Below are 13,320 nucleotides of genomic sequence, written 5' to 3' on the forward strand. Positions count from 1 at the left end.
GGGGGCGGAGCGTCGTGGGACAAGGGGTACGGCTTGCGCCCGTGGGGTCGGGGGCGCAAGCCGTACACGAAAGCGGCCGCTAGAAGCCGGCGGTGATCTTGGTGAACTCCCAGTCGGCCTGGGCGATGCCGCTGCAGGCCTCCTGGACGCCGCCGCCGGGGCAAGGACGGTCACGGTTGGTCGACCAGAACGCCAGGCGCGTCAGGCCCCTGGAGTTGGCCCAGTCGCGGATCTGGGTCCAGGTCGACTGGTTGGTGAGCTCCTGCTGGTCCGACAGGCCGTTCATGCCGGAGATGCCCATGTGCGCGTACGCCTGGGCGTCGGTCCAGCCGAAGGCGTTCTTCAGCGCGGTCTTCAGCCCCTCCGAGGCGTTGACGGTGTTCTGGTACATGTTGGCGCCGCCGCCGAAGTCGAACGGCATGATCGTGTAGTTGTCGATCGGCACGCCGAGCGCCTTGGACTGGTTGATCAGGCGGGTGCCGTAGTAGTTCGGGCCCGAGGTGGTGGTGCCGATGGTGACGACCGCCTTGACGTTCGGGTTGTTCTGCTTGACGATCTTGATGCCGCCGAGGATGCGGTCCTGGACTGTCTCGTTCTCCATCTCGTCGGTGTTCTCGATGTCGAAGTCCACGACCGCGGGGCCGAGCGCGGTGATCACCTGCTGCACGGCGCCGGCGAAGGCCGAGGCGGAGGAGCAGTTCGGGCCGAGCTTGTTGCCCTGCCAGCCGCCGAAGGAGATCTGGACGCTGCCGCCCTTGGCCTTGATCGCGTTGATGGCCTGCTGGTCGGCGCCGCCGGTCAGCGGGCGCTGGCCGTCCCATGCCGGGTTGCAGCCGCCGCTGGACAGCATGAACGCCATCGTGAACGACTTGACGCCGGTCGCGTCCATCACCGTGCCGGGCGCGGGCGGGTTGCCCCAGCCCATGTAGAGGTACGGCGCGCCGGGCAGCTTGGTGCCGCCGCCGGTGCAGCCGGTGGTGGTGGCCGACACGTCACGCCCGGCCGATTCACCGGCCGAGTTGTAGGCCTTGATCGTGTAGGTGTGGTTCTCGCAGGTGCCGAGCCCGGAGATCGTGGCGCTGGTCCCGGTGACCGTGGCCTTGACCGTGCTGCCCTCGTAGACGCGGTAGCCGGTTACGGTCCCGCTCGAGGCGCCCCACGACAGGGAGATCGAGGTGTTCGTCGAGGTGGCGGTGGCCGCGCCCGGCTGGCCGGGGGCGCCGCTGTTGCCCGAGGTGGAGACCGTGAGCGCGGCGCTCGGGTCGGAGACGTTGCCCGCCGCGTCGCGGGCTCGGACCGTGTAGGTGTAGCTGGTCGCGGCGGTCAGGCCCGTGTCGGTGTACGACGTGCCCGTCGCCGTCGTCACCTTGGTGCTGCCCCGGTAGACGTCGTAGCCGGTGACGCCGACGTTGTCGGTGGAGGCGTTCCACGCCAGGGAGATGCTGGTGGAGGTGGTCGCGGTGGAGTGCAGGTTGCCGGGCACGCTCGGAGCCTGGTTGTCGCCGCCGCCGGTGACCGGTTTCCACAGGGCGGGCACGGCCGACGGGGTCCAGTCGGGCTGTGAGGTGTGGGCCTGGATGCACTCGTAGTCGGAGCCGTTGTAGGTGACCCGGTCGCCGACCTTGTAGGCGGTCCACGGCGCCCACGCGGCGTAGGCGGCGACCTGGGCGGCCGAGGCCGTCCTCGCCACGGACGCCTGCGCGGGCGCGGAGGCCATGCCCGCGGCGCCCAGCGCGGCGGCGGTCAGTAAGTACAGGACCTTGCTACGAAATTTCATGGCATTCCCTGGAGGTGGGGTTTGACGGTTCTCGAGAAGTTCCAGCCGTTACTTGCGTCCCAGTTGATGGACCAGGTCATGGCGCCCCTGATGTCCGGGTAGGTGTGCGGGGGCACGAAGGAACCGCAGCTCGCGTGCTTGGCCAGGCAGTCGAGCGCCTGGTTGACCAGGGTGGGCGAGACGACCCCGCCGCCGGCCGCGCCCGGCCCCGCGGGCAGGCCGAGCGCCACCTGGTCGGGCCGCAGGCCGTTCTCCAGCTGGATGCAGGCCAGCGCGGTCATGAAGTTGACCGTGCCCTGCGAGTAGGCCGCGTTCTGGTCGCAGCCGAGCATCGCGCCGGAGTTGTAGTACTGCATGTGGACGACCGTGAGGATGTCCTTGATGGTCAGCGCGAGCTGGAAGTACTGCGTGCCGGTGGACTGCATGTCGATCGTCTGCGGGGCCATGGTGATGATCAGCCCGGAGCCCGCCCTGGTCCGCAGCGCGCGCAGGGCCTGGCCCATGGAGGCAGCGTTGAGGCCGTTCTCCAGGTCGATGTCCACGCCGTCGAAGCCGTAGCCCTGCATGATCGAGTAGACGGAGTCGGCGAACGCGGTGGCCGCGGCCGAGCTGGAGACCTGGATGTCGCCCTTCTCGCCACCGACCGACAGGATCACCTTCTTGCCGCGCTGGTGCAGGGCGGCCACGTCGGCCTTGAACTGGGCGTCCGTGTAGCCGCCGAGCGCGCTCGACAGACCGGGGTCGAGGCCGAATTTCACCTGGCCTGGCGTGCTCGTGGACTCGCCGAAGGCGACGGCGACCAGGTCGTACTCGTCGGGGACCGCCGACAGTCTCAGCGGGGTGGCGGGGTTGGTGAAGTTCTGCCAGTAGCCGGTCAGGAAGTGGCGGGGCAGCGGGCCGCTGGTGCATCCCGCCGTGGCCGCGGTGGTGGAGGTGCCGGCCGACTCGCCCACGTCGTTGTAGGCCTTGACGTTGTACGTGTGCGTCTCGCAGGTGCCGAGCCCGGAGATCGTGGCGCTCGTCCCCGTCACGGTGGCCTTGACGGCGGTGCCCTCGTAGACCCGGTAACCGGTCACGGTGCCGCTTGCCGTACCCCAGGACAGGGAGATCGACGAGGTGGTGGACGTGGCGCTGACGGGGCCCGGGGCGCCGGGGACGCCGGGCTGCGAGGGGCCGCCGCCGCAGGGAGCGCCGTTGAGCGTGCAGTTGGAGATGCCGGGGAAGTTGCCCGGGCTGCCGTTGAAGCCGAACGACGCCGAGGCGCCGGGCACCAGCGGGCCCGCCCAGGACGGCGGGATGAAGGTGTAGTGCTGGCCGCTGCGGGACAGCTGAGCGTCCCAGGCGGACGGGATCGAGAACCCGGCGGGGACGTCGAACTGGACGTTCCAGCTCAGCGGGGTCGAGCCGCCGTTGGCGATGGTGACCTTGCCCTCGAAGCCGGAGCCCCAGTCGGAGGTCTTGGTGAAGGTGGCGGTGGGCGATCCGGCCGCCACGGCGGGAGAGGCGAACAGCGCGATGAGGGTGAGCGCGACGGCCCACGACAATGCGCGTGATTTCACGGTGGTTCCTTCACGGAGTGGCGTGCCGTACGGCTTGCGCCGGGGGGTGAGAACGCAAGCCGTACGGCACGGCCCGCGGAGGCGGCGCGGGCCGGTCGGGAGGTGTCAGCGCAGGCCCGAGTCCAGCGCCGTGGTGAGGACGCCGGGGTCGCCGGACATCTCCCAGATCATGGCGCCGAGCAGGCCCTTGGCCTTGATGTATGCGGTCTTCTTGCCGATGGACCAGGGGTCGTCGAACGTCCACCACTGGCCGCCGTTGCCGGTGAAGCAGTACGTGGCGATCGACTGCTCGTCGTGGCGGATGGTGCAGTTCGGGACGCTGGCCAGCAGGTTGCTGTAGCCGCGGGTGCCCGCCTCCTCCTGGAACTGGCCCGGGGCCGCGCCGTGCGCGTCCTGCCACTCGCCGAACTTGCCGCCGTCGGTGACCTGCTGCCAGCCGCGGCCGTAGTAGGCCAGGCCGATGGTCAGCTTGCGCGGGTTCACCCCGGCGTCCAGGTACTTCTGGACGGCCTTGTCGACGGAGAAGTCCGGGCTGTACGGGCTGTCGGTGTCCAGGTAGAGGTTGCCCTGGTGGCCGGTGCGGTTGGGCTCCCAGGAGTTGTCGCTGCCTGCGCCGTGGAAGTCGTAGCCCTGGGCGTTGGCGAAGTCCAGGGAGCTGAAGATCTTCGACAGGTCCCAGCCGGCGTCGATCTTGACGGGGTCGGCGGGGGTGAACGCGGTCAGCAGGTAGTGCTTGCCCGTCGTCGCGCCGAGCGCGTCGAGCTGGGTGCGGAACTCCTGCAGCAGCAGCGTCAGGTTGGCCTTGTCGTTCGGGCTCACGTGGTTGCCCGGGTGCCCCTCGGCGCCCGGCCACTCCCAGTCGACGTCGATGCCGTCGAAGACGCCGGCCGCCGCGCCGTCGCCACCTCTGCCTGAATAGGCCGGCAGGTTGCCCTTGATGTACATGTCGATGCACGACTTGACGAAGGCCTTGCGCCTGGCGTCGGTGGAGGCCAGGTCGGAGAAGTACTTGGAGTACGTCCAGCCGCCGACCGAGATCAGCGTCCTCAGGTTCGGGTACTTCGCCTTGAGCTTCTTGAGCTGGCCGAAGTTTCCCGCCAGCTTGGCGTCCCAGGCGTCGGCCTGGCCGTCGACGGACTCGCCCGCCGAGAAGCCCTTGCCGTAGTCGGCCCACGCGTCACCGGCGCCGTCGCCCTGGTTGGGGTCCTGCGGGTTCGGGCTGGTGGCCTTGTCCACGCCGTTCATGCAGGTGAGCGAGCTCGAGTTGACGTTGCTGAAGGCGTAGTTGATGTGGGTGAGCTTGGCGGCGGCTCCGGTCGTGTCCAGGTTCTTCACCAGGTAGCCGCGGCCGTAGATGCCCCACTGGACGAAATATCCGACCTTGTTGTACGTGCCGCCGCCGGTGTCCGGTTTGGTGGAGGCGGTGACGGGCGCGCTCTTGTCGGACTCGTTGTTGGAGGGGTCCACGGCGGTGACCGTGTAGGTGTGGCCGGTGTTCGGGTTCAGCCCGGTGACCTGGGTGGACGTGGTCGTACTGGTCTTGACCAGCGTGGCGCCCTCGTAGACTCGGTACTCCTTGATCGAGCCGCTGTTGTCCGTCGAGGCGTCCCAGGCCAGGTCGATCGTGATCGAGGTCTGCGCGGGCGAGCGCAGGTTGCCGGGCACGGTGGGCTTGGTGGTGTCACCGCCGGTGTTGGTGGTCTTCGCGGTGACAGGGGCGCTCTTGTCCGACTCGTTGTTCGACGGGTCGACCGCGGTGACCGTGTAGGTGTGGCCGGTGTTCGGGCTCAGGCCGGTGACCTGGGTGGACGTGGTCGTACTGGTCTTGACCAGCGTGGCGCCCTCGTAGACCCGGTACTCCTTGATGCTGCCCGAGTTGTCGGTGGAGGCGTCCCAGGCCAGGTCGATCGTGGTGTTGCCCTGGGCGGGCGACCTGAGGTTGGCGGGGACGCTCGGCTTGGTCGTGTCTCCGGGGGTTCCGGTGGCCGGCTTCCACAGCGCCGGTACGGCGGGCGGAGTCCAGTCCGGCTGGGAGGTGTGCCCCTGGATGCATTCGTATTCGGTGCCGTTGTACGTGACGTGCGCGCCTGTGGCGTAGGCGGTCCACGGCTGCCAGGCGGGGGCTGCCGCGAGCGCTTGGGTGACCTCGGTTCCTCTGGGAGTGGCCGCGTGCGCCGAGCCGGGGACGAGGAGGGCGAGGAGGAGGCTTGCCAGAGCAGTCAGGGTGAGTAAGGGACGGCTGCGCCGCATGATCGCTCCCATGGCTGGGGAACTCAGGGGGTGTCCACGACCCGTAACTTCCGTCGTGGTGAGAGAGTCATCCATTTCCGCAGCTAGCGACCGGAATATCCGGAGGTGATCGAGCCATCACTGTCCCGATTCATGATTTCTTTTAAGAAAGTTTCCTAACAGTTGTCGCGATCGTAGCCTTGACAGGGATTGCTTACAAGACCCAATTCGACCCCGCGTCGAAACCCAGCGTGCCGGGGTGCGGTCGCTCCGTAACGGCGGGCGGGCCGTCAGACTGCCTGGCGTGGAACCTGCGGAGGCGCGCCCGCGGCGGCGGGTGGTGGGTGGGGCGGCTTGCCGTAACGCGAGAAGACCACGCCCCGCCGCACAGGGGGGCGCGCGGCGGGGCGTGGCGGAGCGGGACGCTTACTGCTGCTGAGTGATCTTGACGTCGTCGACCCCGGCTTCGACCAGGGAGGCCGAGGACGCGTCGGCGGCGTCGATGAGGATGCGGACCGTCTGGCCCGCGTAGGACGTCAGGTTGGCGGTGGCCGCGGCCCAGGCGCCGTTGCGGTTGGAGGCCGCGCCGGCCTGCTGGAACACCGTGGTCGTGGTGTTGCCGACGACCCTGACCCTGAAGTAGTCCGCGCTGGAGGCGTTGGAGCCGTGGGCCAGATACCACGACAGTGACAGCGTCAGCGTGCCGGTGCTGGGCAGCGTGATCGGCGGCGACTGGATCGAGGTCACGCCGCCGTCGATGTCGTAGTCACCGGCCGACGCGCCGGCCAGGCGTCCCGTCACCAGGTCGTTGGTGCCGCTGACCGTGGTGCCGAGCTGCTTGGCGCCGGAGGAGTTGGTCGCCTGGGGGACGCCGCGCTCCCACTGGCCCGTGGTGGCCGTGTCGGTGCCCGATGGGTTCGTGGTCCAGCCGGTGTTCGTCTCGAAGGTGTCGGAGTAGACGGTCGTGGGCGGGTTGCCGGTGCCGCAGTACTGGGGCTCCTTGCCGATGATGCGGTAGACGCAGTCGGAGTACTCCAGGAAGCGGAGCACGGCCTCCTTGTTCCGCGTCGTCTGCGGGACGATCTGCTCGTCGGGCGGGTAGAAGCCCGGGTTGGCGCCGGTCGGGTACATCTCGAAGGTGAAGCTGAAGATCTTGTAGACGCCCCACAGCCAGTCGTCGATGCTGCCGTCGGTGATGTACAGGTCGCTGGCCTGCTCGGGCGTGTAGCCGTTGGTCGAGGCCATGTTCTGGCCCAGCGTGGCGAACGCGTCGTGGTCGTCCTGGGTCATGCCGGGGGCCGTGTCGTTGTAGGTGTAGCCGTACGGCCACAGGATGAGCTCGCTGTAGGTATGCCAGTCGATGTTCGTCTTGATCTGCTGGACGCCGTTCACGACCCGGCTGCGCACGAAGTCCGCGGTGGCCTTGACCTCGGGCGCCGACTCGGCGGAGGGGCCGCGGTAGGTCTCGCTGGTGGTCGAACCGGACGAGCCGCCGCAGCAGCCCCAGTTGTAGGCCCAGTTGCGGTTCAGGTCGGTGCCGTTCGGGGGCTGGCGGTTCTTGCGCCACGAGCGGTAGCTGCCGGTCGCGATGTCGTACTCGCCGCCGTCCGGATTAAGGTCCGGCAGAATCCAGATTTCCCGGCTGTTGACCAGGTTCGTGATGCGAGCGTCGGAGCCGTAGTTGTCGGCGAGCAGGTGCATGATGTACAGCGCCATCTCGACCGTGAGGTGCTCGCGCGCGTGCTGGTGAGCGGTGAAGAGCACCTCGGGCTCGTTCTCGTCGGTACCGACGTTGTCGCTGATCTTGACGCCGATCAGCTGCCTGCCCTCGTAGGACGTGCCGTAGGTGAACTTGCTGGCGATGGCCGGATGCGCGGCGACCAGCGCGTTCACGTCCGCGGTCATCTCCGCGTAGTTGTGGTAGCCCGAGTCCGCCGGCGGGAAGTCAAAGGGTGTCACATCGGCGGACGGGGATAACGGGCGCGGCACCTCCGCGACCCGGAAGCCGAGCCGCTTGATCGCGGCCACCTCGGCTTCCGTGGCGGTGACCAGGACCGAGTCCTTCGTCACCTCTTCGATGGCGGCTCCGGTGGCGGCGACGGCGCTGCGCTGCCGCGCGTCGGCGGGCCCCTGGACCCGGTACTGCTTGTTGGCGGGTGGTTCCGCGGCGGCCGCGGGGTTGATGCCGCTCAGGCAGAACAACCCCAGAACGGCGATCAGGATGGCTAATCGGCGTCTCACTGGGCCCTCCTCGTGGGTGGTTGACACGCGCCTGCACCGAGGGTGAAGAACAAACGCCAACCGAAAAAGGCCCAACTTTACGGCCGGCTCACCAGGGCCCGATCGAGAGGTTTGCGGGCCAGGTCGGGCACCTCCGCGTCGGGCGCCGCGTAGCCGACGGGGAACAGGATGTACGGCCGCTCGCTCGCCGGGCGCTCGCAGATCTCGCTGAGGAAGGCCATCGGGTTGGGCGTGTGGGTGAGCGTGGACAGGCCCATCGTGTGCAACGCCGTGATGAACAGGCCGCAGGCGATGCCCACGCTCTCGTTGACGTAGTAGTGCTTGACGCGGGTGCCGTCGGGGCGGGTGCCGTACTTCTGCGCGAAGCAGACCACCAGCCACGGGACCGTTTCCAGAAAGGACTTGTCGGAGCCGGTCCCCAAGGGGGCCAGCGCCTCGCGCCATTCCGGCGGCAGGCGGCCGCCCTCGTAGTTCTGCCGTTCCTCCACCTCGGCGGCCTCCCTGATGCGGCGTTTGGTGGCCGGGTCGCCGACCAGCACGAACGTCCACGGTTGCTGGTGGGCGCCCGACGGCGCGGTGTTGGCGGCCAGCACGGCCAGTTCCACACACTCGCGCGGGACCGGCTCGCCGGAGAAGAACCGGACGCTGCGGCGGCGGTCGACGAGCTCGTAGAACTCACGGCCGCGCTTGACCATCTCGTCCTCGGGGTAGCGCTCGGGCCTGTAGGGGACGAACGGGTACTCATGCATGCCAGCCAGTCTTATGCCCTGCTATCCAGCGTGACAACACTCGTTCGCCTATACTGCCATTTTTACAGCTATAGCCGAGTTTAGGTGTCTGATATGCCAGCACGACGTCACGGGCTCGACGATCTCGACCTGAGCATCCTCCGCCTGGTCCGCGAGCGGCCCCGCGCCGGGCTGCTGGAGCTGGCGCGCCTGCTGGACGTCGCCCGCGGCACCGTCCAGGCCCGCCTCGACCGCCTGGTGGCCGACGGCGTGATCACCGACTTCGGTCCCTCCCTCTCCCCCGCCGCGCTCGGCCACCCGGTGCAGGCCTTCACCACGCTGGAGGTCGAGCAGGCCGGCCGTACGGAGATCTCCCGCGCGCTCGCGGCGATTCCCGAGCTCCTGGAGGCCTACATCGTGACGGGCCCGGGCGACGTGTGGTGCAGGATCGCCGGGCGCGACCACGAGCACATCCAGCAGGTCATCGACCGCATGCTGGCCATCCCGGGAGTACGGCGCAGCACCACGGTCATCACCCTGTCGCCGGTGGTCCCCTACCGGGTCGAGCCGCTTGCCGCGCTTGTCCAGGTACGGGACCGGAGCCAGGGAGCGCAGGCGTCAGGACAGGGAACTGGTGGCCAGCTTGGCGCCGAAGCCCAGGAAGAGGGCGCCGACTCCTGACGTGAGACCGGCCGAGAGCTTCCTGCGGGCGCGGAACTGCCCGGCCAGGAAGGTGCCGCCGAAGATCAGTGTCGTCAGGTAGAGGACGCTGAAGACCTGGATGATGCCGCCGAGGATGAGGAACGACAGGGCCGGAGCGCTGTAGCCCGGGTCCACGAACTGGACGAAGAAGGAGAGGAAGAACAGGATCGCCTTCGGGTTGAGCAGGCTGATCGTGAGCGCCTTGCGGAAGGGGTGGGCCTTCGGCACCTCGACCGGCTCAGCGGACAGCGTCTCGGGGTGACGCCAGGAGCGCCAGGCCGAGCGGATCATCTGGAAGCCGATGTAGGCGAGGTAGCCCGCACCCGCGTACTTCACGATCGTGAACAGGATCGGGCTGGACTTGAGCAGCGAGGCGGCGCCCGCGGCCGTGAGCAGCATGAGGACCGTGTCGCCGATGAAGACCCCGGCGGCGGCCGTGTAGCCCTGGCGGACTCCTCGCTGCGCGGACAGGCTCAGCACGTACAGCGAGTTCGGTCCCGGCAGCAGAATGATCAGGAACGCGCCGACGACATACTTCCAGATGTCGATGATGCCGAAGAACATGCATCCCACGATATTTCAGGACCGATACCAAATTCCTCCCCCGAGTTGGTCGTACCCGAGTGACCGATATGTCGCATCCACCAGAGCCTGTCCCCGCGGGTTGATGCCCAGCCCCGCACCCTGCTTGTTCATCGTGTATCCGAACGCCAGCCGCAGCGGAGGATCGCAGAACCCGGCCGAGCCGCCCATCCCCGAGTGACCGAAGGCCGTGGTCGACATCATCGCGCCCTCGCTGTCGGCCGGAGGCAGGTACCGGTTGTCCACCGACCGCATGACGCCCAGCCCGAAGCGGGTCGGCACGAGCAGCACCGCGTCCATGCCCGCCGAGGTCGTGGTGGACATGATCGTCCGCTGCTCGACCGGCAGCAGGCGCCCCTCGGCCAGCGGCCGGTACATCCCGGCGAGCCCGCGGGCGTTCGTGATCGCGCCGATCGCGCCGTACTCGGCGGCGTGCGCCTCGCGCGTGTCGGACATCATCGCGGACCCGGCGGCGTCGGACGCGCCCATGTAGCCGCCGGTGTTGGTGAACAGCAGAGCCTGCGGCGAGCCGGGCTCGGAGAAGGCCCGCAGGTAGAACGACGGCGGCTCGGCCGGAGGATCGGCCGGGATCGTGGGCGCGACCCGCCCCTCCTCCGACTCGGGCAGCCCGAGCCAGAAGTCCAGCCCGAGCGGCTCGGCCACCTCCTCACGGAAGAACGTGCCCAGGGAGCGCCCGCTGACCCGCCTGATGACCTCTCCCACGAGGAACCCGAACGTGAGGCCGTGGTAGCCGTGCCTGGTGCCCGGCTCCCAGAACGGCTCCTCGGCGGCCAGCCGCTCGACCATGAGCTTCCAGTCGAAGAAGGCGTTGGGGGGCAGCGGCTCCCGCAGCGCGGGGAGTCCCGCCTGGTGCGCGAGTAAGTGCCTGACCAGCGTCCCGCTCTTGCCCCGCACGCCGTACTCGGGCCAGTAGCGGGTCACCGGCGCGTCGAGGTCGAGGTCACCGCGCGCGGCCAGCAGGTGCGCGCAGAGGGCGGTGGCGCCCTTGGTGCAGGACCAGACGTGCCCGATGGTGTCGCGCCGCCAGGGTTCGCCGGGTACGGCTTCGCCGCCCCACAGGTCGACGACGACCTCGCCGTCGAGGATCACGCACACCGAGGCGCCCACCTCGCCACGGTCGGCGAGGTTCCGCTCGAACTCCTCCGCGACCTGGGAGAATCGGGGGTCGCAGGTCCCTTGTGCCGTCATTTCCCGAATTCATCATAAAGGTCGAAGACTGTAAACCTCTTTACAAACCTATTGACCCTGTAGGTAATCGATGAATGTGTAGAAGTCATGACGCTCTGGACTCCGGATCCCACGTTCTATCCCTCTCCGAGAGACGCGGCCGAAGCGCCCGCGGAGAAGCGCGCCTACGTCGTCGCCTTCGACAGGCAGGCGCAGAAGCCCGACGCGATAGCCGTGATCGACACCGACACCGGAGAGGTCGTGGGCTGGACCGACCTGCCCAACACCGGCGACGAGCTGCATCACTTCGGGTGGAACGCGTGCAGCAGCGCGCTGTGCCCCTATGCCCCGCACCCGCACGTCGAGCGCCGCTATCTCGTCGTGCCGGGGATCAGGTCGTCCCGCATCCACATCTACGACACCAAGGACCGGGTGAGCCCGGAGCTGGTCAAGGTGATCGAGCCGGAGGAGCTGGCCAAGCGGGCCGGGTACTCCCGCCCGCACACCGTGCACTGCGGCCCCGAGGGGCTGTACGTCTCGGCGCTGGGCGGGGCCAACGGCGAGGAGGGCCCCGGCGGGATCGCGATCATGGACCACACCTCCTTCGACGTGCTCGGCCGGTGGGAGGTCGACCGCGGGCCGCAGTACCTGGCCTACGACTTCTGGTGGCACATCAACTACGACGTGCTGGTCTCCTCGGAGTGGGGGACGCCGTCGATGCTCGAGGACGGGCTGGTCGGCGAACTCCTGCTCGGCCGCAAGTACGGCCACAAGCTGCACTTCTGGGACCTGCGCAAGCGCCGCCACGTCCAGGAGGTGGACCTGGGCGACCAGTACCAGATGACGCTCGAACTGCGGCCCGCGCACGACCCGACCAAGCTGTACGGCTTCGTGGGCGTGGTCACCAGCGTGGAGGACCTGTCGGCGTCGGTGTGGCTGTGGTTCCGCGAGAACGACCGCTGGCAGGTCCGCAAGGTCATCACGATCCCGGCGGAGCCGGCCGATGCCGCGGACCTGCCGCCGATCCTGCAGCCCTTCGGCGCCGTGCCGCCGCTGGTGACCGACATCGACCTGTCCGTGGACGACCAGCGACTGTACGTCTCCTGCTGGGGCACAGGCGAGCTCAAACAGTACGACGTCTCGGACCCGCACAAGCCGGTGGAGCTCGGCAGTGTCCGCATAGGCGGAATTGTCGGCAAAAAGCCGCATCCGTCGTTGGATCAGCCTCTCAGCGGCGGCCCGCAGATGGTCGAGGTGAGCCGCGACGGCAAGCGGGTCTACTTCACCAACTCGCTGTACGGCGCGTGGGACGACCAGTTCTACCCCGAGGGGGTGGGCGCCTGGCTGGCCAGGGTCGACGCCGACGGCTTCACCTTCGACAAGAACTTCTTCCCGCACGGCGACGACTTCCGCGGCCTGCGCCCGCACCAGGTGCGCCTGCAGGGCGGGGACGCCTCGTCCGACTCCTACTGTTACCCGTGACGATCGCGGCCGTCCTGCTCCTCGGCGCCTTCCACGGCCTGAACCCGGCCATGGGCTGGCTCTTCGCCGTGGCCCGCGGCCTGCAGGAACGCAGCCGCGACCTGCTCCTGCAGTCGATCCCGGTGATCGCGCTCGGCCACCTCGCCTCGGTGGCCGCGGTGGCGCTCGTGGTGAGCGCCACGGGCTCGCTGGTCACCGGGAGCGTGCTGTCGATCGGCGGCGGCGTGGTGCTGGTGGGGTTCGGCCTGTGGCGGCTGCTGTCCACCCGGCACTTCCGCTGGGTGGGCATGCGGCTGACGCTGCCGCAGCTGGCCGCGTGGTCGTTCCTGATGTCCTCGGCGCACGGCGCGGGCCTGATGCTGCTGCCCGTCTTCACCGGGCTGCAGAGCGCGGGACACCACCACGGCGCGCTCGCAGGGGGCCTGGCCGTCGCGGCGCTGCACACGCTGGCGATGTTCGTGGTCGCGGGCACGATCGCGCTGGTCGTCTACGAGGTGGTCGGGCTGAAGATCCTGCGCAGGGCCTGGTTCAACCTGGACAGGATGTGGGCGGTGGCGCTGGTGTGCGCGGGCGCGATCACCCTCACGATGGGGCTTTACCCGAATTCCCCCTAGGTTTAGTATGAAATCAGGCGCGCTTCCTCGATGAGGGAGGCGGGCCGACGTCCGGTAGGCGTCTTCGCCACCGCGACGGCGGTGAGCCTGCTGCTCGCGCCGGGGCTGGCGGCGCTGCTGTTCAGCGGGTCCACCGTTTGATGGTGGAGTACGGCTCGTGCGGCTAGGGGTGGCCGCGCGAGCCGTACTACCCCCATCGGCACGGCAGGATGAGACCT

Annotated in this window: 10 protein-coding genes; 3 read left to right on the top strand and 7 right to left on the bottom strand. The window is 68.8% G+C overall.

Features of this window, described 5'->3' with window-relative positions:
• Positions 1-79: 79 nt before the first annotated feature.
• From ACIBHX_RS37260 to ACIBHX_RS37280, 5 genes are all read right to left on the bottom strand, one after another.
• A complete protein-coding gene (locus tag ACIBHX_RS37260; protein WP_397072142.1) occupies positions 80-1,777 on the bottom strand; it encodes a carbohydrate-binding protein in 1,698 nt (565 codons plus the stop codon).
• A complete protein-coding gene (locus tag ACIBHX_RS37265) occupies positions 1,774-3,336 on the bottom strand; it encodes a chitinase (RefSeq protein WP_397072143.1) in 1,563 nt (520 codons plus the stop codon). Before ACIBHX_RS37265 ends, ACIBHX_RS37260 begins: the two co-directional genes overlap by 4 nt.
• A 105-nt stretch (positions 3,337-3,441) precedes the next feature.
• A complete protein-coding gene (locus ACIBHX_RS37270) occupies positions 3,442-5,586 on the bottom strand; it encodes a glycosyl hydrolase family 18 protein (protein ID WP_397072144.1) in 2,145 nt (714 codons plus the stop codon).
• 405 nt (positions 5,587-5,991) lie between these two features.
• The gene (locus ACIBHX_RS37275; protein ID WP_397072145.1) at positions 5,992-7,806 is read right to left on the bottom strand and encodes a M14 family zinc carboxypeptidase; all 1,815 of its coding nucleotides are present in this window, start codon (positions 7,804-7,806) and stop codon (positions 5,992-5,994) included.
• A gap of 77 nt (positions 7,807-7,883) precedes the next feature.
• Positions 7,884-8,555 (bottom strand): nitroreductase family protein, encoded by a 672-nt coding sequence (locus ACIBHX_RS37280; RefSeq protein ID WP_397072146.1) that lies wholly within the window; start codon positions 8,553-8,555, stop codon positions 7,884-7,886.
• 93 nt (positions 8,556-8,648) lie between these two features.
• Between ACIBHX_RS37280 and ACIBHX_RS37285 the strand changes: the two genes are divergently transcribed.
• Positions 8,649-9,215, top strand: a complete 567-nt coding sequence (locus ACIBHX_RS37285) for an Lrp/AsnC family transcriptional regulator (protein ID WP_397072147.1) — start codon at positions 8,649-8,651, stop codon at positions 9,213-9,215.
• Here ACIBHX_RS37285 and leuE read toward each other — a convergent pair.
• Together leuE and ACIBHX_RS37295 are read right to left on the bottom strand one after the other, a co-directional pair.
• Positions 9,153-9,800 (bottom strand): leucine efflux protein LeuE, encoded by a 648-nt coding sequence (leuE, locus tag ACIBHX_RS37290; protein WP_397072148.1) that lies wholly within the window; start codon positions 9,798-9,800, stop codon positions 9,153-9,155. The genes ACIBHX_RS37285 and leuE overlap by 63 nt on opposite strands.
• A 15-nt stretch (positions 9,801-9,815) precedes the next feature.
• Positions 9,816-11,027, bottom strand: a complete 1,212-nt coding sequence (locus ACIBHX_RS37295) for a serine hydrolase domain-containing protein (RefSeq protein ID WP_397072149.1) — start codon at positions 11,025-11,027, stop codon at positions 9,816-9,818.
• Between the two features lie 87 nt (positions 11,028-11,114).
• On the opposite strand from ACIBHX_RS37295, the gene ACIBHX_RS37300 reads away from it, so the two are divergent.
• The gene (locus ACIBHX_RS37300) at positions 11,115-12,488 is read left to right on the top strand and encodes a selenium-binding protein SBP56-related protein (protein ID WP_397072150.1); all 1,374 of its coding nucleotides are present in this window, start codon (positions 11,115-11,117) and stop codon (positions 12,486-12,488) included.
• The gene (locus ACIBHX_RS37305; RefSeq protein ID WP_397072151.1) at positions 12,485-13,102 is read left to right on the top strand and encodes a hypothetical protein; all 618 of its coding nucleotides are present in this window, start codon (positions 12,485-12,487) and stop codon (positions 13,100-13,102) included. The genes ACIBHX_RS37300 and ACIBHX_RS37305 overlap by 4 nt, the downstream gene beginning before the upstream one ends.
• Positions 13,103-13,320 lie beyond the last annotated feature (218 nt).

Source organism: Nonomuraea sp. NPDC050536, assembly GCF_044457685.1.
GTDB lineage: Bacteria > Actinomycetota > Actinomycetes > Streptosporangiales > Streptosporangiaceae > Nonomuraea.